Raw genomic sequence first — 22,050 nt, forward strand, 5'->3', positions numbered from 1 at the left:
ATGGGGCTTTGTTTCGATCGACAGACTGTCAAAACTTGTTTTTTGACAGTCTGAGATGGCAGCAACCAGTTTTTATTCTGGTTGCTGCCATTATTTTTGTCACGATTTTCTTTCAAGCCCGTTTATCCGCGGCGGTAGTGCTCGATCAGCGCCTGTGTGCCTTCGTCTCCATGGCCCTGCGCTTCAAGCTCCACGCACATTTCGCATACCGTGCGCAGAACGGGCAACGGAACGGTTGTTTGCTCCAGCGCAATATGCATGTCCTTGATAAAATGCTTCAGGAAAAATCCCGGGTCATTGTCGTGCGCCATCATTTTGGGCATCTGGTTGCTCATTTGCCAGCTTCCAGCAGCGCCTTGACTGATACTGTCCAGCATTTTTTGCGTGTTCAGCCCGGTCAGCTCGCCATATCGCAGCGCTTCACATACACCGGAGAGCGCGCCTGCGATCGCGATTTGATTGGCCATTTTGGTGTGCTGCCCGCTGCCCGCCGGTCCCTCTAGGATTATGGTGTTCCCCATGGCCTGCAAAATGGGCAAACACACCTCGAAATCAGCCGCATCACCGCCGACCATAGTGGAAAGCGTACCATTTTTTGCTCCGGCGTCGCCGCCGGAAACCGGCGCGTCCAGCGCATGCAGACCACATGCGGCCGCCTGCTGCGCAATGCGCACGGACAGCCGCGGGTCTGTCGTTGTCATATCGATCAGATAGGTGCCGGCATTCGCCGCCGCTAGGATGCCGTGATCGCCAAAATAAACCTGCTCCACATCCTGCGGATAGCCGACCATGGTGATCACCGCATCGCGTCCGCGCGCGCAAGCAGCCGCAGTATCGCACCATGCGGCTCCGGTCTCTGCAAGGAATGCGGCGAGCTTGTCCTTGCTGCGTGAATAAACCGATACCTCGTAGCCGTTGGCCAGCAGATTGCGTACCATATGCCGCCCCATCACGCCAACGCCGATAAACCCTATCTTTTTCATTATCAATGCTCCTTACTTGCCTTTATCCGTCTTATTCTTCAGGCATTTCCCAACAAAAGCATGCGTAATACGGCGCTGCTTTACGCCTGAGATAATCGGCGTCGTCCTTGCCGCCCCAATCATAAAGGCCGCGTCCCGCCGCGCGCCCGGTCCCGCCTGTTGCAAGGCCTGTTGTAACGATTTGCTGCACCTCCCGCGCGCCGCATAAATCAGGATACACGCACCGGGCAATATCACTCTCCATTTGGAACCCGACATCGTCAAAATACTCCAGCAGTCCGATCGACGCATATCGCATACCGACCGCGTATTTGACCGCCTTGTCCACATCTTCGGCCGATACGACTTCCTGCTCGATCAAGTAAAGCGCCTCGCGGAACAGGGCCTGCGCAAAACGATTGATAATAAAGCCCGGTACGCTTTTTTTGAGCACGACCACTTGACGATCCAGCGCTTCCAAAAATGTTTTCGCGCGCGCCATGATCTCCGGCGTTGTCTTGGGTCCGCCAACCAGTTCCACAAGCGGCAGCATATGCGCCGGCTGAAACGGATGTGTGACCACAAAACGCTCGGGATAGGTCATGTCCGCTGTTAATAGCTCCGTTGAGATCGCCGAAGTGGTGGATGCCATCAGGGTTCCCTGCGCAACGACCGCTTCTAATTGCCGGTATATCTCCTTTTTCACCGCTAGATCCTCGAACGCCGCTTCCAGCACAAAGACACAGTCCGACAGCGACGCCATATCCGTAGAAAAGGCGAAACGTTTCCAGATTGCGGCACAGTTTTTTTCTGTTGCAAGCCCCTGTTGTTTCAGCTCGTCTAAATTGTCCTGTAATATCCGGCGGCAGCGGGCAAGATCGTTTTCATCCAGCCCAATAATCGTCACCCAGCAGCCATGTCCCGCCATGAGGGTCGCCATACCCGCGCCGACACGTCCCGCGCCGACTACGCCAGTTTTGCAATGCATCATTTCTATGATTCTCCTTTCAAGTCTCAAGACCGGTTGACAATCTGCTATACAGCATATTGCTTGCCATATCGGCCTATTTGCCAAAAAAGGAGCGTAACGCACAAAATTCTTGACACGATTGCAACGAATTGCCGAAAATCCGCTCTGTCAAACCCCAAATACCAAATTGATTTTCTATCCGTGCAACAGTTTCGTTGAAACACCTGAAACGGTGCATACGCGCCATGACGCGGTCAGCTTTGTTCCGTCTCCAGCCGTTTGAGCTGACGCCAAAGCGTGACGCGGCTTATGCCCAGCGCTTTGGCCGCCTCTGTTTTATTGCCTTTCGCTGCCTCCAGCGCGTCAAGCAGCCTTTCCAGTTCCAATTCGGTTGCCGGTTTCTCCGGCTCAGCCATCGGCGCAAGGCAGCCGCTTCCTTTAAATAAAAAGTCCTTTAGCATATCGGCTTCCACCACATGTGCTGAGCCGCCCAGCACGCATAACCGCTCACAAAAATTGCGCAGCTCACGGATATTGCCTTGCCAGAGCTGCCGCTCCAATAGCTGCTCGGCTGAAGGAGAAAGCCGGATCGGCTTCCTACTCTGCCCTAAACAGAATTCATCCAGAAACGCCTGCGCCAGCAGCGTGATATCGCCGCCGCGCTCCCGCAGGGGCGGTATCATCAAGTCGAGCACATCCAGACGGTAAAACAGATCTTCCCGAAACAATCCCTTTTGCACCTGCTCGTATAGATTTCGGTTGCTCGCGGCAATGATGCGTACATCGATCGGGATCACTTTATCATGGCCGATGCGCATGATCTCCCTTTCCTGAATCACGCGAAGCAAGCGGCTTTGTAACGCCAGCGGCATTTCTGATATTTCATCTAAAAAAATCGTTCCGTTATGCGCCAGTTCAAACAGACCGGGTTTCCCCTCCTTACTGGCGCCGGTGAACGCGCCGCCGGCATAACCAAACAGCTCGCTTTCCAGCAAATTCTCCGGAATTGCCGCGCAGTTGATAGCGACAAACGGCTGGCCCCGCCGCCCGCTGGCATTGTGAATTGATTGGCTGAACAGTTCTTTGCCCGTGCCGCTCTCTCCAAAGATAACAATGCTGGAATTGGTTTGTGCATAAGCGTTTGCACGCCGGATGCATTCGCGGATCGGCGCGCTCTCTCCAATGATATTGTCAAACGTGTATTTTGCCGTATGCCCTTTGTGATAAATCTTACCGCGCAGCTTCCCCTCCGTCTCCTGAATCTGGTTTGCATTCAAAACGGTCAGCACATAGCCAATCACTTCTTCCCGCAAATATATCGTAATTTTCTTAACGGACAGATGGGTTTGCGCATACTCAACAATCTCGTCAATATAGTCGCCCGATTGTTTGATCAGCTTTGCGATTTGCGGAGATCGCAGCACCTCCCGTATGGGCATGCCCAAGAACCAATTCCCGGGCGCAAGATCCAATATATTTTGCGCAGAATGGTTCATCGATAAAATATTGCCGTTTTGATCGAGCGCGATCAGTCCCTCAAATGCATTGTCCACCATTGCCGATCGCAACAGGCTCTGCTCCTTTGTTTCACGGCTGACTACGCCAAGCTGTTTGGCCGCGGTAATGGCGTTCCATATCGAGCTTCTGCCGGAAGTCAGCAAAATATGTTCTACGCCAAGGTTGTGCGCGTAAGTACAGCCCCGCATGCCGCCCAATATCACCTTTTTTCCATCTGCAACGGCACGCATGACGACACGGTATATTTCTTCGTCCGTATTTTCTTCGAGGTAGTAAGGTGTGACATTGACGCCGATTTTTTGAGCGGTCTGCTCGATCCCCAAAATCATATTTGTCGAGCCGATCATGGCGGCGGGCGTCTGCCCGTAATGCTCCTTTAAATTATAGAGCACATTTAACGTATCTTCACCCGATATGACGAGTTCTACAATCGGCAACGGAAACCCACGGCGCTTAAGGTCAAAAGCAGTCGCGCCGCGCGCGATGATCACATCCGCGTCTAAATCGAGTGACAGCGCCTGCGCCGTCGTCGGTGCAAGAAGTACGCAAAGATCATAAGCGCGTGCGCCGTTCTGTTCGGCTCGGTCGTTTTCCATGCATTCCGCAAAAACCTGCTCCGCTTCCTTCTTCAAATCTTCAAATGGCGCGATCAATACAATGCGGATCATCCAATCCCTCCCCCAGACTGCGTTTCCTGTGCAACAGCGTTTCATATCGCGTTTCGTTTGTTACGTCTTACCGCAACAACCATACCATATGAAAGGTTTGCTTTCAAGGGTTTTATGTATATTTTGCACAATTTTATAGATTTCACTTGAACACAAAAGAATTTTTTGACGCGCCCTGCAACCTTGGCACGGTTCATGCTATTTAACAGGATGAACGCAAAACAGGCGTATATATAAACAAAGGAGGACATGCAAATGAAACAACAAGTCCTGATCCCCTCCGACATCTCAGAAGCAGGTAAGCAATACCTGCGCGACCGGGGATATGAGATCAAAATGGGACATGGGCTAAGTGAGGACTGCATCATCGCGGACGCCCGAGGCTGCGACGCCATCCTAGTACGCAACGAGCCCATCACCAGACGGATACTGGAAAACATACCATCCGTTAAAGTACTGAGCAAGCACGGCGTCGGGCTTGACAAGATCGATCTGCAGGCCGCCGCCGAGCAAAACCTTTGGGTCACAAACGGACCCATGTCCAATGCGGTCGCCGTCGCGGAGCATACGGTCATGCTGTTGCTTGCCTGCGCCAAAAAGCTGGTGCGGTTTGATCTGGCAATTCGCTCGGGAGATTACAATATTCGCAATACGGTAAAGGGGATAGACGTAGAAGGAAAAACGATCGGCATTATCGGGTGCGGCAAGATCGGTTCCATGGTCGCGAAAAAATGTATTTTCGGTTTTGGGATGAGAGCCGTCGGTTACGACCCGTTTCTACCGTCAGAAGCTCGTATGCCGGAGATGGAATATACCGATCGGCTGGAAGAGGTATTCCGTGTCGCGGATTTTGTTTCCTTGCATGTGCCAGCCACCGAGCAAAACACCGGCTTTGTCAATCAAGAGCTGCTTTCGCTGATGAAACCCACCGCCTATTTAATCAACGCCGCGCGCGGATCGATTATCAACGAACCCGATCTGTATGAAGCGTTAAAAAGCGAGAAAATCGCCGGAGCCGGTCTGGACGTCTATGCGCAGGAGCCCCCTTCTCCTGAAAACCCGCTCTTCACACTGCCCAATATCACGGTAACGCCGCACAATGCATCGCTGACCTATGAAACGACCGATCGCATGGGCCTGCATGCGGCGCAGGGCATCGATGAGGTACTCTCCGGTAAAACGCCGACCTGGCCGTGCGTAATCCCCCAAAATCCGAGATAGGCATAACCGCAAAGGAGAACGCGATGTATCAACTAAGAAACAAGAAATATGACCTCGTTTTGAAAAACGGTACCCTGATTGATACGATCGGCGGTTTTGAAACCAAGGCCGATCTTGCTGTAACCGCTGGAAAGATCGCAGCCATCGGCAATATTCCCGTCGAAAACGCACAAATGACCGTGGACGCCGAGGGCTGCTATGTATCCGCCGGTCTCATCGATTATCACTGCCATGTTTTTCACGGCGGCGACTGGGCAAGCTGTCCGGCCGATGTCTATGCGCTTGCGAACGGTGTCACAACCGTAGTCGATGCGGGCTCGACCGGCTGCGGCGGATTCCCCCTCTTTTGGCGCGCAGTCATGGCGCGCAGCTTGGTTCATGTCAAAGCATATTTGTTTATCGGCACCGGCGGACAGGTCGGGCTGGGCTGTGTGGAGGATGAGAACCCGGCGCACATCAACCGCGATGGGATCGCAGAGCTGTGTCGGCGGTATCCGAATGATATCGTCGGCATCAAATTAAAGCTCGACAAGGAGCATTTGTCCGCGTTCGGGATCGAGCCGCTGCGGGAAGCGATTCGCCTAGGCGAGCAAACCGGACTGCGCGTCTCGGCCCATGCTACCGACCCGGTCGTACCGGTAGACGACTTCATCGACTTGCTCCGGCCCGGCGATATTTACTGCCATATGTTCCATGAGACCGGCGAAGGCATTTTGGACAAAGCGGGCGGCGTGCGCGGCAGCATCCGACGCGCGCGCGATCGCGGCGTCCTCTTCGACGCGGCGCATGGGAAAACAAACAATTTCTCGCTATCCTGTGCGCAAAAAGCGATACAGCAAGGCTTTCTGCCAGACATCATCAGTTCCGATTACACGAAGATCTCTTTATCCGCCCGCTATCCGTTCACTATGATGCTGTCAGAGTACTTAAACCTCGGGATGCGCTTTTCCGAGGTGCTGAGATGCTGCACCGAGGTTCCCGCAAAGCTGCTGTTCGGCCGGCAAACCCCGTTTCTCGCGATCGGCGAACCCGCCGATCTTGCGGTTTTAAAGGTTGCCGAGCGCCCCGTGACCTTTTGGGATTTTTACGGAAACACGGTTTGCGGCGACCGGCTTATTGAAAACAAAATGACTATTTGCAATGGCGAAATTCTGTTCGATCAACTAGATGATAAATATCAAAGATTCAATGGATAAGAAAAAAAGGAGAATTGCTATGAAATTCAAAAAGGTCTGTGCGTTATCACTGGCTTGCAGCGTGCTTCTTCTTGCGGCCTGCGGCGTGAAGGCCACCCCGCCTTCCCAAACGGAACCAAAGGAGCAAGCGCCGAACGCTCCATCCGCCGCCGCAAAGGTTTTCAATATCGGTCACTCCAATCCCGCCGACCCTGACGACCAATATCATTATTTCTGCGTACAGCTCAACAAGAACCTACAGGATATTTGTGACGGAGCGATCCAGTTTGAAATTTTTTCGGACAACCAGCTCGGCACCGAAACAGAAATGTTTCAGGGCGTCAGCGACGGCTCGATCGATGCAGTCTGTATTTCCAACAATATCGTGTCCGGCAGCATCCCACAGCTTCAGGTGTTGGATTTACCGTACTTCTTTGACGCAGAGGATGAGTACCAGCATCTGGTGGATGACGAAACATTCTTAAGCACCATCACGCCTATCTTTGAAGACACTTGGAATATGCATCAAATCGCGCCTGTTCTGGACGCGTCATGGCGCACGTTATTCACCAAGGGCAAAGCGGTCGAGTCCTTCGCGGATTTAAAGGATATGAAGGTTCGTGTAACGACCAACCGTGTGCACGAAGCGGCCTATAAAGCGATGGGCGCTATTCCGGCGGTGATTGCGTGGGGTGAATGCTACACCGCGTTCCAGCAGGGCGTTATTCAGGGGTTGGATGTCGGCGTGCCGATCTCCGCTACCATGGGTTTTTACGAGGTTTCCGACTATTGCTCGCGTGTGAATCCGTTCCCAATCATGGCGTGGCCGATGATCAATAAGGACAAGTGGGACGCGCTGACCGAGGAGGAACAGGGCTGGATCACCGAGGCCGCCACCAAGGCCGCGCTTGACCAACGCACGCATCAGCGCAAAATGGAAGAATCCTTTACACAGATGATGGAGGAAAAGGGCATCGCGTTCTTCTCCCCCGACCTTGCCCCCTTTAAGGAGGCAACGGCCAGCGTGCGCGAGCAGTTTAAGCCGGAGATCGGCGAAGCTTTTTATGATGAATGCCTTGCCACCGTTGAAACATATCGTGCCGGCAAATAGTCGGAACGTCATGATCCTGATCCGGCGCAGCTCCAGCGGTGCTGCGCCGGGTATCATCAAAAGGAGTTGAAGTGTATGCAATGGGCCAAGAAATTGGACAGCCGCGTGCAAAAGATCAATGCATTACTCATGCACATAGCCTGCATTTTTCTCGGTATCCTCGTCGTTGCGTGCGTTCTCATGGTCCTGACACGTTTTATCCCGAATTTTACCTTGACGGGTCTGGAGGAGATCGCGCGGTATTCCTTTATTTTTCTCACATTTTTTTCAGCGGGCGCGGGCGCGGGGAGCAACGCGCACCCCGGTTTGACGCTTTTACGCGATGCGCTCCCGCAAAAGGGCCGTTTCGTCCTTGATCTCATCATCTATACATTCATCCTGCTTTTCGGCCTGATCTTTATCTTCTATGGCTTTCAGGCAACGGCGGGCGTATCCAAGCTCATCTCCACCTCCTGGCGTATTCCCATGCCGGTGATCTATTCCTCCGCGGTACTGGGCGGCATTTTTATCACCGGCAACACAATCAACAATATGCTCCAGCTTATCATATGCGGTAACGATAAACGCAGCGCGGAAATCGAAGAGGTTCAAATCGTAGCCGCTCAGAACGCCGAAACGGAAGGGGGAAAATGCATATGACCTCCGCCGCCATTCTATTTGGTCTGCTGTTTCTTCTTCTAGCCTTGTGCGTTCCGATCGGTTACGCCATTGGCCTTTCCTGCTGCGGACTGGCGCTGCTCACCGGTGCCTGCGACTTATCAGCCATACCCGCCAAGATGATAACCGGCAATGACTCATTTATCTTTCTTGCGGTTCCCATGTTCACTTTTGCCGGATATTTAATGGAGGCCGGCAGCATATCGGAACGCCTGATTAATTGGGTCAACAAAGTTTTCGGCCGCGTGCCCGGCAGTATGGGAGCAGTCGCTATCATAACCTGCGCCATCTTTGCTGCGCTGACCGGTTCGGGCGCCGCAACGACCGCCGCTGTCGGCGCGATCATGTATCCCTTAATGCGCAGAGCGGAATATTCCGAGGAAACAGCTTCCGGCATCATCGCATCCGGCGGCGTGCTCGGCCCTGTTATTCCGCCAAGCGTGCCGATGATCATATATGGCTCCGCCATGGGCGTGTCTATTTCCGATATGTTCCTTGGCGGCGTCATTCCGGGGCTATTGATCGCGGCTTCGTTCCTTATCTTCAATACTTGGTATGCCGTCAAGCATAAGCTCCCCCGCAATATGACCAAATACACCGTTGTTGATATTTTGAAGGCCACTTGGCATAGCTTAGGCGTGCTGCTGCTGCCGGTCATTATTCTGGGCGGGATCTATTCCGGCCTGTTCACCCCAACAGAGGCCGCGGCTGTGGCTATTGTATACAGCAGCGCGCTGATGATCGCTTATAAACGGTTTTCTATTCAGCGCTATTTTCAGGCCATGAAGCGTACCGCCGCCACCACAGGCGTGATCCTGCTGATCGTGGCGATCTCCAACGCCTTCGCGTTCCTGCTTACCAAGGAGCGCATCCCCGCCAAGCTGACGGAAACGGTGGTTCCACTGCTCGGCAACGCATACGTTTACCTCGCGGTCGTCATCATCATCTTCCTAATTGCCGGCGCGCTGATGGATACCGCGCCTGCACTGCTGATCCTTGCGCCGATCCTTGTGCCGATTGGCGTTGAGTTTGGGCTGAGCGAACTTCATCTCGGCGTACTCATGTGCATCATTATGATCTGCGGTCTGATTACGCCGCCGTTTGGTTTGAACTTATTCACCATTTCTTCCACCGCGGGCGTTTCCTTTGAACAGGCAACCAGAGGCGCTTTGCCGATGATTATATGCTGTATCATCGTTTGTATCCTTTGCGCTTATATCCCCGAGCTGATCACCTTTCTTCCCGCAGCGGTGGGCGGCTGATAAAAGACAAGACAGCAAAAGACGGCGTGTTTCGTACACAACGACACATTATTGGGATCATTCCTACAATTTGGAGCTGTTCCCACATTGCCCGATCTATTTGCAGGCGAAAGAAGTTGCGTATTCGCTTAACCCCTTGCCCTGCGACTATACGAACTGTCGAGCGATCACTATCCCCTTCTCGAAAATTTTACGGAGGGACTGCCATCGGGCAACCATACCGACCTTCGATTGTGGTACGAAAGCCACGAAAAGGCAAAAAAAGCAGCTGATTTTGTGCTGCCGGGGCACGACGATTGCGTGCTCGAACGAGACGTATACGGAAAACTTGAAAATGGGAGGAAATAACCAATGTACAATTTACAAAAAATTTCTGATAAGCTAAACGCCGGAAAGGTACCGATCGGTTCCCACGTTGGATTTGACAGCCCCTTTTTAACCGAAGCGCTGGCCGGCTGCGGCTTTGATTTTATTTGGATCGACGCGGAGCATTCCGCGATCGACAAGAAGGACATACAAAACCATTTGCTTGCCTGCCGCGCGGCAGGCGTCGCCGGCATCGTTCGTGTACCGTGGAACGATCATGTATTTATCAAAAGCGTGCTGGACATGGGCGCGGACGGCATCATCGTTCCCATGGTCCGGTCGCTTGAAGAGGCTAAACAGGCCGCCGCCGCCACGCATTATCCGCCTTTCGGGGTACGCGGCATGGGCACGCGCCGCGCGGTCAACTATTCCATGTGGGACAAGGCGGAGTACACCGCTAACGAGGATAAGCATGTTTGGACCATCGTGCAGATCGAACATGTAAGTGTTGTGCCGGATCTGGAAGCGATCGCCGCGCTGCCCGGCATATCGGGTTTTGTCATCGGGCCAAACGATTACGCCATGAGCATGAACACGCCGTTAAACCGCTATACGGCGGCTTCGCCCGAAGCGCGGGCGGAATTTGATAAGATCGGTGAAATATTGCGCAAGACCGGCAAGCCCTATGGCGTTTCCGGCGCATACAGCGAAAATTTTGTCAAAGACTGGCTTGACCGCGGAGCTGATTGGCTATGTATGAATTTCGATTTTAACTACATTGTCAATGGCGGGCGCGCGGTTCTTCAGAACACGCATCAAATGCTCGATACCCTTGGCAAGGCCTATTGATCAGGAGGTTGCTCTCTCATGGAAATTTTAACGGCAACGCAGCTGCAAGCGCTGCAAGAATTCGATACGCCGACAGTCTGTAATGCGATCGAAGGCTTTGGCGTCAGAGCCAAAACCGAGGGTTTTACCAATCCGTCACTGCGGCTTCGCGTCGGCATGGAGGATAAGCCGATGGTGGGTTATGCCCGAACAGGCATGATTTCCGCACGCAATCCAGCCGAGCCGAAGCACAATGAAGTGATGAAGGCGTATTACCAACAGTATGAAGGCTTTGCGCTGCCGCAGATCGCGGTCATTCAGGATTTGGATGAGCAGCCGGTCGGCTCCTTTTGGGGCGACGTGCAAGCCACCGTGCATCGGGCGCTTGGGTGCATCGGCGCCCTCACCTCCGGTGGCGTGCGAGATATCAAGGAGGTGGAAAAAGTCGGTTTTTACTTATTTTCCACCGAGGTGCTGATCTCCCACGCGCACGTCCATATGGTCGAGGCGGGCAGCACGGTCGAAATCTGCGGTATGGCGGTGCGCTCTGGCGACTTGATCCATGCGGACTGCCACGGTGCGATCGTTATCCCGCACGAAATCGCACCCGATCTGGCCGCCGCTTGCCGGCAGGCCATCGACGCGGAAAACGCTCTGCTGTCGCCTTGCCGCAAAGCGTTGGCAAGCGGATGCCGAGTGACCGCAGAAGAGCTTATGGGGTGGCGTGCCGAAATGACCTTACGTCGTAACGCCATCGGAAAATTTGGAGAATAAGGAGGCGCTATGTTAAACGAAAGATACATTCAGGAAACCGCCCGGCAAATCCGCCGCGATATCGTGACCATGATCCATACGGCCGGGTCAGGTCATCCGGGCGGCTCGCTTTCCTCCGCAGATCTGCTTGCGACACTGTATTTTACCGATCAGTTTCGATGTGATCCGGCAAATCCGACTTGGCATGATCGGGATCGGTTTATTCTATCCAAGGGACACACCGCGCCGGTTCTTTACAGCGTACTGGCTCGAAGGGGCTTTTTCCCTCCTGATGAGCTTTTGACCCTGCGAAAATTTGGCTCCCGCCTGCAGGGGCACCCCAAAAAAGGGACGATCCCCGGTCTCGACTGCTCCTCCGGCTCGCTTGGTCAGGGATTATCGATAGCAAACGGCATCGCCTTCGCGCTTAAACGCCGCGGATCGGATGCGCGCGTTTGCTGCCTTTTGGGCGACGGCGAGCTACAGGAAGGGCAAGTGTGGGAAGCCGCGATGTTCGCCCCGCAGCATGGGCTTGACAATGTGCTCGCGATCGTGGACTGTAACAACGTGCAGCTTGACGGCAAGGTTAGCGACATCAAGGATGTTTACCCGCTGCGTGAAAAGTGGCAGGCCTTTCACTGGAATACGATAGAAGTGAACGGACACCATATTAGGGAAATCTATGCGGCCTATCAGGCGGCGCGCGTCTGCAAAGGCAAGCCCACCGTGATTTTCGCCCGGTGCACCAAGGGCATGGGGGTTTCTTACATGGAAAACAGCGCGAAATGGCACGGCACGGCGCCGAATGATGAAGAGTATGCGCAGGCAATGGCGGAACTGGGGGTGCAGTCATGAAGGATACGCCGATGCGGGACGGCTATGGCAAGGCGTTGCTGGAGCTTTGCGATGCTCACGACGATATCATGGTGCTGGATGCGGACGTAGCCAAATCCACGCGCACGGAATGGGTGAAAAACCAATTTCCCACACACTTTCTCGATTGCGGAATCTCGGAGCAGGACATGGTTGGCGCGGCGGCTGGTATGGCGCTCGCCGGACTTACTCCCTTTGCCTCCACTTACGGCGTTTTTCTCACCGGACGGGCATGGGATCAGATTCGCAATACGATCTGCTACAATCATTTAAATGTAAAACTTGCGGGCGCGCACGGCGGCATCTCCGTTGGCCCGGACGGCGCAACGCATCAGGCGCTGGAGGATATCGCATTGATGCGGGTGCTGCCCGGCATGACGGTTGTCGTGCCCTGCGACGCGCTGCAAACCTGTAAAGCGACGCATGCTCTATATCATACGCCCGGGCCCTGCTACATCCGCTTTGGCCGCGAGGCGGTTCCCGTGGTAACAGAAGAAGACACCCCCTTTGTTTTGGGTAAGAACCGGCTGGTACGCAGGGGCACGGATGTGGTCTTTCTTGCCAATGGTTTTCTAGTGCACCAAGCCATGCAGGCGGCCGAACGGCTATCGGCCCATGGTGTATCAGCCCGCGTTGTCGACGTGCATACCGTCAAGCCGCTCGACCGCGAGGACGTGCTGCGTCACGCGCTGCAAACCGGCGCAGTCGTCACCTGTGAGGAGCATCAGCTGACCGGCGGGCTCGGCAGCGCGGTGTGCGAAGCGTTATCGGAAGGCCGCTGCGTACCGGTTGAGCGAATCGGTATTCGGGACAGTTTTGGCGAATCCGGCCGGCCCGAAGAGCTCATCGAGAAATATGGCTTGGGCATAGAAGCGCTTTGCCAAGCCGCGCTTCGCGCTGTGCAGCGAAAAAAAGCAAAATAGTTACGGAATGGGAGGACATGCATGGAGCTGAACGCTAAGCAAGACCTATCGCAACGGCAGGTTCTCTCCTACGCGCAAATACAATCTCTTCAGGTTCTCTCTATGAATTGTGACGAACTGGAGCGGTTTGTTCAGCAAGAGATAGAAGACAACCCTCTGCTGGAGCCGCCAGAATACACCGAAACAACATCAATCCTGCCGACAGATTTCCATCCCTACTCCGGCGAAGCGAGCTACCGGGATATTCCTGCGCCCGAACACGCCTCTCTGCGCGAGCATCTGCTCCGTCAACTCAATGAACGCACGATGAACGCACAGGAATGGCGCTGCATGCAGTTTCTTATCGATTCGCTTGATGATCAGGGCTTTCTTGATCTATCTGCGCAGGAAGCGGCGGCGCTTTTGCAGATAACGCCCGCGCTTGCAAAGCAATGCGTCGCCCGTTTACAGTCGCTCGATCCGCCGGGCGTCGGCGCGCGCGATCTGGGAGACTGTCTTTATTTGCAGTTAGTCCGTCTCGGACAGCAAAACGAATCCTACCATACCTTGCTTCACACCTGTCTTGAGGATTTGGCCGCTGGGCGGTTTCACAAAATCACACTTCGCACGGGAATCTCCAAGCTGGTCCAGCACCGCTGCCTACAGGCGATCCGCCAATTAGATCCGCATCCCGCCGCCGCGTTTGACTATATGGAAACCCGGTTCGTCACGCCGGACTTGATCTGCGAATACACAAACGGTCATTGGTCGGTGCAGATCAATGACCGGTGGATGGGAACCGTCGGGATCTCCGCTCTATACGATCGCCTGCTGCGCGCGGACGGCCGTCCCGAAATTCAGGCCTACTATACGGAACGCTTGGCGCGGGCCCAGCTTGTTTTGTCCAGCATTGAAAAACGGCGCGCCACATTGACTGCGCTTGTGCTTCACGTGGTGCGGCATCAAAGCGCATATCTGCTGGCGGATGATCCGCTCCGCCCGCTTTCGTTTCGCGGGCTGGCGGAAGAAATGGATATCAGCGAATCGACGATCAGCCGTGCCGTGCGTGATAAATACATTCAAACGCCGCGCAAAACCATACTGCTGCGTCACTTATTTACGACAGCGCTGCCTGCCGTTAAAGAAACGAGTCAAGCGCAGGCGCTGCAGGTGCTGCAAGACCTGATCGCTTCCGAGGACAAACGCGCTCCTCTCAGTGATCAGGCACTCATGGAGCGCCTGCAACACGAAGGGATAACGCTGGCGCGGCGTACCGTCGCCAAATATCGCGAATCTCTCGGCATTCCGGGCGCCGCCCAACGGAAACGATAAGAAAAGGAGCTTTTACACATGAAATACCCTGTTGATTCCATCCGCCGATTTGGTATCGCCGTATCAATCAAAGCCGGTATGACGCAGCAAAACGCGGAAATATTTATTGATGGTATGATCGCCGCCGATCTGCGAAACATTCGCTCGCACGGCATCACCAAATTTCGCGGCTATCTGTCGCGCGTCGAGCATGGCGTTTCCGATATACAGGCGGAACCTTCGATCGAACGTACCGCGCCTTCCACACTTGCGGTAGATGGCTGCAATGGAATGGGCAGCACGGTGGCATGGAAAACCATGGAGGCCTGCATACAGACCGCACGGGAAACCGGCGTTGCCTTTGCCGCAGTTAAAAACGCCTCGCACCACGGTATTGGCGGCTACTACGTCATGCACGCCGCGGAGCAAGGCATGATCGCGTTTGAGGTCTGCAATTCACCCAAACTGGTTGCACCGTTTGGCGGCGCCAAGCCGTTACTGGGCACCAATCCCATTTCCATTGCCATTCCGGCGGGCCAGCATCCCATGCTGGTCTGCGATATGGCGACCAGCGTTGTCGCCAAGGGAAAAATCGCGCTGGCGATTAAAGAAGGCCGCTCCATCCCTGATCATTGGGCGCTTGATGCAGAGGGGCGTAAGACAACCGATCCGGTCGCCGCAAACGTTGGCACGTTACTGCCCTTCGGCGGCCCGAAGGGGTATGCGCTCGCGTTGATTATCGATGTGCTGTGTCACTGCCTCGCAGGCGCGAACGACAGCCAGCATATCCCTCGCGTATTTGAAAATCTGGCGGAGCCCTCCAACATCGGCTACTGTATGTGCGTGATCGATATCGGTAAATTTCTTCCGCTCCATGCGTTTCAACAAAGCGTAGACGAGCTTTTTGACAGTATCAAGCGCTGTCCCCCAGCCGAAGACTTCAGCGGTGTGCTAATTCCCGGCGAAATCGAATTTGCGGCCGCACAAAAAAATCTTGCCGAAGGGATCGAGCTGTCTGAACCTGTTTTAAAGGAGTTTCGCGAGTTGTCCGAAAAATACGGCGTTGATTTTTACATTCCTCAGAATTGACACGTGCGGAGTTTCCTCCACACAAAAGAGTAGAGCGGGAATTAACCTTTGTTAGTTCCCGCCCTTTTTCTGTTTTTCGGTCGGATAGCATGCGGCTTTATAGATAATTTAAAAAAGTTGCATTGCCTTCTTTTACATGGTAAGCTGTTATTAAAAAGGATACCGGTGCACATATGCGGCTGTGATACGGTCATCCTGCGCATCTGTTATTGAGGGGGAACGCTATATGAAATGTTCAAAATGTCAAGCGGAAATCAAGGATGACGCTGCCTTTTGCCCATTCTGCGGCGCGCGGCAGCAGGCGGCGGAGCCGCCCAAGGAAGAACAGCCCAAGAAGGAGCAGCAATTTTGTCCCGCCTGCGGTTCGCCCATGAAGGCCGGCGCCCGGTTCTGCCCGTCCTGCGGACACGGCATGCAGGGTGTTGCGCACACGCCGTCCGGAACGGAACAGCCCCTGCCGGAAGGCGGCGCACAGGCGCAGCAGCCCAAGGGCAAGGGACATATCGTAGCGCTGGTATTTTTGGCGATCGCTCTGCTGTTGTGTATCGGTATAGGCTTGGCGATCCGCCATGCGCTGGTCGGTACGCCGTCTCCGTTCGCGGATCGCGGTATTCCGCCCGCCGCCAGCGATTTTGTGCCCGACGACATGCCTATAGAAGTTCCCAAGGAGAAAGAAAAAGTATCCGCCGATCTGGTTGCCGACGGTGTGTGCGATCTGATCGGCAAGGTCAGCACCTCGGCTGACGGCTCGCCGTTCTTGAAATGGGATATTCCGATCTCCATCTTGATGAATGACGAAAAGGGCGAACGGGTGCTTTTGGAAGCGGTCTCCTCCGCTTATCTCGCGAACAACGGCGTGGAAGAAGGTATCTGGGCGCAAATCCCGGAGGACGAATACGTGGTCGTCCGTTCCACGCTTTCCTTGAAAGGCAGCAAGCTGTACCTCATGGCGGAGGAAGTGCTCGACCGCGACGGCAATGCTTTGACTTTGGAACCGGACGAGGCGGAGACCTATATCCTGCCTGACTCGGATAAGCGCTTGCTGACAGATGCCGATGTAGCGGATCTGTCTCTTCAGGAGATCAATTACGCAAAAAACGAGATTTTTGCGCGGCATGGCCGCCGTTTCCTGTCAAGCGAGCTGCAAACCTATTTTGACGGAAAGACATGGTACCACGGCACCGTTTCTGCGAGCGACTTCTCTGAAAGCTCGCTTTCAGAGATTGAGCGCAAAAACGCCGATTTTCTCGCGAAGGTAGAGTTCGGCATCGCGCCGAACGGCTACAAACTGGATGCATAGGGATGAAGATACAATATTGCGCGGGACTATTGCTCCTGCTGCTTTTAAGCGCTTGCGGCGTTCCGCGGCAGCAAAGCCTGAAATCCGCCGCATTGGACCCGGATGAACCCGTGCGAGTGATCGACGATTTGGAGCCGCCCGTGGAAACAGATCAGGCGGCTTCCAATGCGGCGGAGCCGCAAGCCGTCGATCAAGAAATTCTGATCGCAATCGATCCGGGGCATCAGGCGTGGGATGTGGACATGAGCGCTATTGAGCCGAACGCGCCCGGCTCGGATGTGAGGAAGGCCAAAGCGACCACGGGCACGTCCGGTTCCTATTCCGGCGTGCCGGAGTATGAACTCAATCTGGCGGTCTCCCTGCTGCTGCGGGACGAGCTGAATACACGTGGCTACGATGTTGTGCTGACGCGCGAGGACAACCAGACCGCCATCAGCAACGCGGAGCGGGCGCAGCTGGCAAATGAAGCCGGTGCGGACATCTACCTGCGCATTCATGCAAACGGCAGCGAGGACTCAGGTGTGCATGGCGCGCTCGCGCTAGTCCCCTCGGCTGAAAACGCTTATGTGGGCGCGCTCGCGGGCGACAGCCAGCGGTTGGGGCAATGCGTTTTATCGGCTTACTGCGCCGCCACCGGGTTTTCAGATCGCGGCATCCAATTTAACGATACCATGACCGGCATGAATTGGAGCAAAATCCCTGTGATCATTCTGGAAATGGGTTTTATGACCAATGAAAGCGACGACCTGCAAATGGCGGATGACGCTTTCCGGCGCATCATGGCGCAGGGCATTGCAGATGGGATCGATCAATACTATGAAGAAAAGTAACGCCAGCATGGCAAAAAAGCTGACCGCCGGGTTCTGTGCCCTGTTGCTGCTAGGCGGCTGCGGCAAAACGCCGGTCCCGCACAAGATGGCTGTCGAACCGCCGGAAGAGGCGCCGGCACAGGCCGCGGAGCCTTCCCGTCCGCCTGCTTCTCCCCCAGCGGATAATCGTTTTGACGCGCTTGCCGAACAGCTCGATGCTCTGCTGCAAGCGTATGCGCAGGACGATGGAAGCTGGTCAATCTATCTTTGGGATACGGAAACAGAGCAGGAGGTGTCTTTGTCTGCTCACCCCATGGAATCGGCCAGCCTCATTAAGCTGTTTGTCGCCTGCGCCGTGCAGGAAAACCGGGCGTTGGTCGACGGTCAGCAAAGCTATACGGGCGAAACGGCAGCGCTGCTGCGCGATATGCTGTCCGTCAGCGATAACGACGCGACAAACGCCCTTGTGCACCGGCTCGGCAGCGGCGACGCGGCCGCCGGTATGGCTTGCGTCAACGCCTTTTGTCAGGCAAACGGCTTCGCCGACACGCACATGGGCCGGCTGATGCTCGATTTTGATGCGAATGATGATAATTTCACCTCCGCAAAAGACTGCTGCGCCATACTCAACCGAATTTTAGATGGCGAGGCGGCTGGAGCGGCGGAACTGCTGGATGCGCTTCGCCGGCAACAGCGTACCGAGAAAATCCCTGCCGGCGTGCCAGAGGACATAAGCACCGCTAACAAGACCGGCGAACTGACGGATGTGGAGAACGACGCGGCGATCGTCTGGACCGAGAACGGCGCTTACATTCTCTGCGTCATGTCCGGCGATCTTTCCGATACAGCGTCGGCGCGTTCCCATATCGTCACGCTTTCCCAAACGGTATATGATTTTATGACCAAAAAATAAGTGCAATACGCGGGCCGCTCAGCGCTTCCGCTTTGCAATAGACTACATTATCTTAGGGGGAATACCATATGAAAACTTGTCCCATATGCGGCGCGCAAGAAGAGGATCAGGCTGCGTTCTGCACCAAATGCGGCGCTGCATTCGCAGCGCAAGAGCAGTCGGGCGGGGGCGCGGCCCCTCCTCATCATACGCCGCCGCAATATGCTGCGCCGCAAGCTGTTTACAACCCGTTTGATCATACGGCGGAGTTTACCGCAAAGGATATTTCCGAAAACAAGGTTGTGGCGATGCTTTGCTACCTCATGGGTACGCTCGGCGTAATCATCGCGCTGCTGGGCAGCCACACCTCTCCCTATGCGGCGTTCCATGTGCGGCAGTCGCTTAAATTTACGGTGCTGGATATTCTGCTGCTCTTGATCGGGCTGATCTTTTTCTGGACCGTCCTTGTGCCCATCGCCTGCGCGATCTGCTATGTGGTGCTGGGCGTAGTGCGAATCATTTGCTTTTTCTCCATCTGCAAGGGCAACGCTAAGGAGCCGCCGATCGTGCGGTCGTTTGGCTTCCTGCGCTGACCGAAACAAAAGCCGGCAAAGAGCCAATCTTTGTCGGCTTTTTGTTTGCCTGTATGGTCAACACGCTTGCGGCAGCCCGCTTTTTATGATACCTTTAAAGTACAGATAATGAGGATAAGGATGGAGCTTAAAATGGGGATCATGAAACGGATAGGCGCATATCTCTTAGCGGCAGGGTTGACCGTCGGAATCATGACGCACGCCACAGCGTACGCATGGGACGATACCCCGCCTGTCATGAGCCCGTGGGCCGCCGCTGGCGTACAGACGGCTTATGATAACGGTGCGGTCGCACCGGATTTTGACCTTGGAAACGACTACACCCAGCCCATCACACGCGCTCAGCTTGCGCGGTTAATGGTCGATCTTATTTCGTTTGAACAGCAGTTCTCCATCCCCGAGCTTGCCGAGCGTTACAGCATCGTCTGGGAGCAGCCGGTTTCATCCGAGCCGGCCGCTGAGGGTGACGGCGCCCTCTCCTCCCCTGCCGCCGAAACGGCGGAGACAGATGTGGAGCAAACCGAAAGCGATGGAGATACGCAGCTTCCTTTCTCCGATCCCTTTGCGGGCGGCTTGCCGCAGGTCTTATCTGGTAGTTTTGGCGATACGCGCAGCATTTATATCGAGCTGGCGGCCCGCATGGGGATTGTAAAAGGTGAAAACGGCCTATTTCGGCCAGACGACTATGTCTCGCGCGCGGAAGCTGCGGCAATGATGCAACGCTGTATGAGCGTGCTCGATATCACCGAAGCGAATCTACAGCCGCAGCAATTTTCTGACAACTACGAATTTCCCCGTTGGGCGGTAGAATCCATCAAATTCATTTCCGGCCGGACCGATACGAACGGGCAGGCGATCATGAGCGGAGCGAACGGTCAGTTTTCCCCGCGGGACACCTATACGATCGAGCAGGCAATCTTATCGATTGCAAGAATGCAGTCCTCCCTGCGCGTTACCGAGGTAGCGGCGGACTGGCGCAGCGCGCCCGGTTATGATTCGGTCACGCTCGCGCTCACCTTTGGCGGCGACTGTACGCTTGGCCGTGGGCATGATTTTTCCTACAGCGGATCGTTCGATGAAATGTATGACCGCCAAGGTCCTTCTTATTTTTTCTCCGGCATCACCGAATTTTTTGACGACGATTTGACGATGGTCAATTTTGAAGGAACCCTTACCGAATCGACCACGCATGCGAATAAGACCTTTGCGTTCAAAGGCCGTCCTGCTTATGCCGAAATACTTCGCGAGGGCAGCGTCGATGTCGTCTCCGTTGCAAACAACCATTCCATGGACTATTTACAACAGGGCTTCGATGATACGATCCGCGCGCTCTCGCCCTATGTGCAGATCTCCGGCTATGAGCGCATGCCTATCGTCACCGTCAAGGGCGTACGCATCGGTTTTGCCTCCAATACCGGGTGGTCGTTCGATGCGGAGCAAAAACGGTTTATCGACAACGCGATCTCCTCTCTGCATGAACGCGGCGCCGATTTGATCGTGTTCAATTACCATTGGGGGATCGAGCGCTCCTACCACAGCGACTCCACGCAGCAGGCCATCGGCCATTACTGTATCGATCAGGGCGCTGATCTGGTCATTGGTCACCATCCGCATGTCGTGCAGGAAGTCGAGACCTATCGGGGCAAGCAGATCGCGTACTCTCTTGGCAATCTTGTTTTCGGCGGCAATCACAACCCGGCGGAAAAAAACTGCCTGATCTACCGCCATAGCTTCACGCTCGACCTAGCGAACCGCGCAGTCACCGCGTCCTCCTACCATGCGATTCCGTATCAGGTATCCTCCGTATCTTGGCGCAATGATTATCATCCGGTTAAACGGTAACGCATTCATCAAACCCGCATCTGCCTTCTATATTGCCGCAGTCTGCGATAAAAAGTCGACTCGCTCATGCTGCACATGGAAAGCACATCGGAAATGCCAATTTGTTTCTTCTCCCAAGCGTATATGATCTTTTGGAAATCCTCTGGCGAGGATTTGGAGGGCCGGCCAAATCTTACGCCTCTGGCTTTTGCCGCCGCGATTCCTTCCGATTGGCGCTTTTTGATGTTTTCCCGCTCATTTTGCGCGGTGAAGGAAAGGATCTGTAAAACCAGATCGGCGATAAACGTTCCCATCAAATCCTTGCCGCGGCTTGTGTCCAGCAGGGGCATATCGATCACGGATATATCTGCGCCGATATCTTTGGTCAAAATGCGCCACTGCTGCTGTATTTCTTCGTAATTCCGGCCCAGACGGTCGATACTCAATATGTAAAGCAGATCACCGGCCTTTATTTTACGCATCAGCTTTTTATATTGCGGACGGTCAAAATCCTTGCCGGACTGTTTATCCATGTAAATACACTGCTTTTCAACACGTTTTTCCCGCATTGCAATCAGCTGCCTGTCCTCGTTTTGATCCATGCTCGATACGCGAATGTAGCCGTAAATATTCTTATACATTTATTTACCCTCTTCTTCCTTTTTCAAGATTATTGGCTATATAAGCACCCATTACCATAATTATTATAAATCGATGCCTTCTCGTCAACTATTCTCTTATATGTGCAGCTACATTTCTTTTATGCGCGGCAGTGATCCGCGCGAAGTATTTCGCATATTTTTATGTTTAAAACCCCGTATTCTTCGCAAAACGCAAAAAACAGGGACGGTTTTCACCATCCCTGCGCTTGTCCACCAAACTATTTGTTTTAAAAAATATTTTTCCCTTTAATAATTGAGCAACAACAAGGCACGGGTTTCTTTGCAAAACCCGTGCCTCAGCGTGTCGACTTTGTCGACACACTGTCTAGGGGGTACCCAGTGCCCCCTAGATACTCGACCAGTTCCG

At 54.3% G+C, this 22,050-nt stretch carries 20 protein-coding genes; 16 read left to right on the forward strand and 4 right to left on the reverse strand.

Annotated elements, in window-relative coordinates; translation table 11 throughout:
- Positions 1-122 precede the first annotated feature (122 nt).
- The 3 genes from NE562_RS17000 to NE562_RS17010 form a co-directional block, all read right to left on the reverse strand.
- Positions 123-983, reverse strand: coding sequence for an NAD(P)-dependent oxidoreductase (locus NE562_RS17000; RefSeq protein WP_280963612.1), 861 nt, complete (start codon positions 981-983; stop codon positions 123-125).
- A 31-nt stretch (positions 984-1,014) separates the two neighbouring features.
- Positions 1,015-1,953 (reverse strand): 3-hydroxyacyl-CoA dehydrogenase family protein, encoded by a 939-nt coding sequence (locus NE562_RS17005; RefSeq protein ID WP_280963613.1) that lies wholly within the window; start codon positions 1,951-1,953, stop codon positions 1,015-1,017.
- A 233-nt stretch (positions 1,954-2,186) separates the two neighbouring features.
- Complete coding sequence (locus tag NE562_RS17010) at positions 2,187-4,118, reverse strand: sigma 54-interacting transcriptional regulator (RefSeq protein ID WP_280963614.1); 1,932 nt, start codon at positions 4,116-4,118, stop codon at positions 2,187-2,189.
- A 255-nt stretch (positions 4,119-4,373) separates the two neighbouring features.
- On the opposite strand from NE562_RS17010, the gene NE562_RS17015 reads away from it, so the two are divergent.
- The 16 genes from NE562_RS17015 (at position 4,374) to NE562_RS17090 (ending at position 21,042) form a co-directional block, all read left to right on the forward strand.
- Entirely contained in the window at positions 4,374-5,339 is a 966-nt protein-coding gene (locus NE562_RS17015) for a hydroxyacid dehydrogenase (protein WP_280963615.1), read from the forward strand.
- A gap of 23 nt (positions 5,340-5,362) precedes the next feature.
- Positions 5,363-6,535, forward strand: a complete 1,173-nt coding sequence (locus NE562_RS17020) for a hypothetical protein (protein WP_280963616.1) — start codon at positions 5,363-5,365, stop codon at positions 6,533-6,535.
- 19 nt (positions 6,536-6,554) lie between these two features.
- Positions 6,555-7,625, forward strand: coding sequence for a TRAP transporter substrate-binding protein (locus NE562_RS17025; RefSeq protein WP_280963617.1), 1,071 nt, complete (start codon positions 6,555-6,557; stop codon positions 7,623-7,625).
- 75 nt (positions 7,626-7,700) lie between these two features.
- Entirely contained in the window at positions 7,701-8,264 is a 564-nt protein-coding gene (locus NE562_RS17030) for a TRAP transporter small permease (protein ID WP_280963618.1), read from the forward strand.
- Complete coding sequence (locus NE562_RS17035; RefSeq protein ID WP_280963619.1) at positions 8,255-9,544, forward strand: TRAP transporter large permease; 1,290 nt, start codon at positions 8,255-8,257, stop codon at positions 9,542-9,544. Before NE562_RS17030 ends, NE562_RS17035 begins: the two co-directional genes overlap by 10 nt.
- Positions 9,545-9,895: 351 nt before the next feature.
- Positions 9,896-10,699, forward strand: a complete 804-nt coding sequence (locus NE562_RS17040) for an HpcH/HpaI aldolase family protein (protein ID WP_280963620.1) — start codon at positions 9,896-9,898, stop codon at positions 10,697-10,699.
- An 18-nt stretch (positions 10,700-10,717) separates the two neighbouring features.
- Positions 10,718-11,452 carry an RraA family protein gene (locus tag NE562_RS17045; RefSeq protein WP_280963621.1) on the forward strand — a complete coding sequence of 245 codons (735 nt, stop codon included), beginning with the start codon at positions 10,718-10,720 and terminating at the stop codon, positions 11,450-11,452.
- Positions 11,453-11,461: 9 nt separating this feature from the next.
- Positions 11,462-12,286, forward strand: coding sequence for a transketolase (locus NE562_RS17050; RefSeq protein WP_280963622.1), 825 nt, complete (start codon positions 11,462-11,464; stop codon positions 12,284-12,286).
- Positions 12,283-13,227 (forward strand): transketolase family protein, encoded by a 945-nt coding sequence (locus NE562_RS17055; RefSeq protein WP_280963623.1) that lies wholly within the window; start codon positions 12,283-12,285, stop codon positions 13,225-13,227. The genes NE562_RS17050 and NE562_RS17055 overlap by 4 nt, the downstream gene beginning before the upstream one ends.
- A gap of 21 nt (positions 13,228-13,248) precedes the next feature.
- Positions 13,249-14,538 (forward strand): RNA polymerase factor sigma-54, encoded by a 1,290-nt coding sequence (rpoN, locus tag NE562_RS17060; protein ID WP_280963624.1) that lies wholly within the window; start codon positions 13,249-13,251, stop codon positions 14,536-14,538.
- Between the two features lie 18 nt (positions 14,539-14,556).
- Positions 14,557-15,606 (forward strand): Ldh family oxidoreductase, encoded by a 1,050-nt coding sequence (locus NE562_RS17065; RefSeq protein ID WP_280963625.1) that lies wholly within the window; start codon positions 14,557-14,559, stop codon positions 15,604-15,606.
- Between the two features lie 226 nt (positions 15,607-15,832).
- Positions 15,833-16,906 carry a YARHG domain-containing protein gene (locus tag NE562_RS17070; protein ID WP_280963626.1) on the forward strand — a complete coding sequence of 358 codons (1,074 nt, stop codon included), beginning with the start codon at positions 15,833-15,835 and terminating at the stop codon, positions 16,904-16,906.
- 2 nt (positions 16,907-16,908) lie between these two features.
- Positions 16,909-17,736 carry an N-acetylmuramoyl-L-alanine amidase family protein gene (locus tag NE562_RS17075; protein WP_280963627.1) on the forward strand — a complete coding sequence of 276 codons (828 nt, stop codon included), beginning with the start codon at positions 16,909-16,911 and terminating at the stop codon, positions 17,734-17,736.
- The gene (locus tag NE562_RS17080; RefSeq protein ID WP_280963628.1) at positions 17,723-18,628 is read left to right on the forward strand and encodes a serine hydrolase; all 906 of its coding nucleotides are present in this window, start codon (positions 17,723-17,725) and stop codon (positions 18,626-18,628) included. Before NE562_RS17075 ends, NE562_RS17080 begins: the two co-directional genes overlap by 14 nt.
- 68 nt (positions 18,629-18,696) lie before the next feature.
- On the forward strand, positions 18,697-19,200 hold the full coding sequence (locus tag NE562_RS17085) for a zinc ribbon domain-containing protein (protein WP_280963629.1): 504 nt from the start codon (positions 18,697-18,699) through the stop codon (positions 19,198-19,200).
- Between the two features lie 120 nt (positions 19,201-19,320).
- Positions 19,321-21,042: a CapA family protein gene (locus tag NE562_RS17090; protein ID WP_280963630.1), complete on the forward strand. Its 1,722-nt coding sequence runs from the start codon at positions 19,321-19,323 to the stop codon at positions 21,040-21,042.
- Positions 21,043-21,050: 8 nt separating this feature from the next.
- Here the strand turns inward: NE562_RS17090 and NE562_RS17095 are convergent, their stop codons facing one another.
- Complete coding sequence (locus NE562_RS17095; protein WP_280963631.1) at positions 21,051-21,662, reverse strand: recombinase family protein; 612 nt, start codon at positions 21,660-21,662, stop codon at positions 21,051-21,053.
- Positions 21,663-22,050: the final 388 nt, after the last annotated feature.

It is taken from the genome of Butyricicoccus faecihominis (genome assembly GCF_024462775.1).
Classification (GTDB): domain Bacteria; phylum Bacillota; class Clostridia; order Oscillospirales; family Butyricicoccaceae; genus Agathobaculum; species Agathobaculum faecihominis_A.

What these genes read in the sequence shown, in the direction of transcription:
- NE562_RS17000 (WP_280963612.1), bottom strand. Translation starts at nt 983, where the DNA reads ATGAAAAAGATAGGGTTTATCGGCGTTGGCGTGATGGGGCGGCATATG.
- NE562_RS17005 (WP_280963613.1), bottom strand. Translation starts at nt 1,953, where the DNA reads ATGATGCATTGCAAAACTGGCGTAGTCGGCGCGGGACGTGTCGGCGCG.
- NE562_RS17010 (WP_280963614.1), bottom strand. Translation starts at nt 4,118, where the DNA reads ATGATCCGCATTGTATTGATCGCGCCATTTGAAGATTTGAAGAAGGAA.
- NE562_RS17015 (WP_280963615.1), top strand. Translation starts at nt 4,374, where the DNA reads ATGAAACAACAAGTCCTGATCCCCTCCGACATCTCAGAAGCAGGTAAG.
- NE562_RS17020 (WP_280963616.1), top strand. Translation starts at nt 5,363, where the DNA reads ATGTATCAACTAAGAAACAAGAAATATGACCTCGTTTTGAAAAACGGT.
- NE562_RS17025 (WP_280963617.1), top strand. Translation starts at nt 6,555, where the DNA reads ATGAAATTCAAAAAGGTCTGTGCGTTATCACTGGCTTGCAGCGTGCTT.
- NE562_RS17030 (WP_280963618.1), top strand. Translation starts at nt 7,701, where the DNA reads ATGCAATGGGCCAAGAAATTGGACAGCCGCGTGCAAAAGATCAATGCA.
- NE562_RS17035 (WP_280963619.1), top strand. Translation starts at nt 8,255, where the DNA reads ATGCATATGACCTCCGCCGCCATTCTATTTGGTCTGCTGTTTCTTCTT.
- NE562_RS17040 (WP_280963620.1), top strand. Translation starts at nt 9,896, where the DNA reads ATGTACAATTTACAAAAAATTTCTGATAAGCTAAACGCCGGAAAGGTA.
- NE562_RS17045 (WP_280963621.1), top strand. Translation starts at nt 10,718, where the DNA reads ATGGAAATTTTAACGGCAACGCAGCTGCAAGCGCTGCAAGAATTCGAT.
- NE562_RS17050 (WP_280963622.1), top strand. Translation starts at nt 11,462, where the DNA reads ATGTTAAACGAAAGATACATTCAGGAAACCGCCCGGCAAATCCGCCGC.
- NE562_RS17055 (WP_280963623.1), top strand. Translation starts at nt 12,283, where the DNA reads ATGAAGGATACGCCGATGCGGGACGGCTATGGCAAGGCGTTGCTGGAG.
- rpoN (WP_280963624.1), top strand. Translation starts at nt 13,249, where the DNA reads ATGGAGCTGAACGCTAAGCAAGACCTATCGCAACGGCAGGTTCTCTCC.
- NE562_RS17065 (WP_280963625.1), top strand. Translation starts at nt 14,557, where the DNA reads ATGAAATACCCTGTTGATTCCATCCGCCGATTTGGTATCGCCGTATCA.
- NE562_RS17070 (WP_280963626.1), top strand. Translation starts at nt 15,833, where the DNA reads ATGAAATGTTCAAAATGTCAAGCGGAAATCAAGGATGACGCTGCCTTT.
- NE562_RS17075 (WP_280963627.1), top strand. Translation starts at nt 16,909, where the DNA reads ATGAAGATACAATATTGCGCGGGACTATTGCTCCTGCTGCTTTTAAGC.
- NE562_RS17080 (WP_280963628.1), top strand. Translation starts at nt 17,723, where the DNA reads ATGAAGAAAAGTAACGCCAGCATGGCAAAAAAGCTGACCGCCGGGTTC.
- NE562_RS17085 (WP_280963629.1), top strand. Translation starts at nt 18,697, where the DNA reads ATGAAAACTTGTCCCATATGCGGCGCGCAAGAAGAGGATCAGGCTGCG.
- NE562_RS17090 (WP_280963630.1), top strand. Translation starts at nt 19,321, where the DNA reads ATGGAGCTTAAAATGGGGATCATGAAACGGATAGGCGCATATCTCTTA.
- NE562_RS17095 (WP_280963631.1), bottom strand. Translation starts at nt 21,662, where the DNA reads ATGTATAAGAATATTTACGGCTACATTCGCGTATCGAGCATGGATCAA.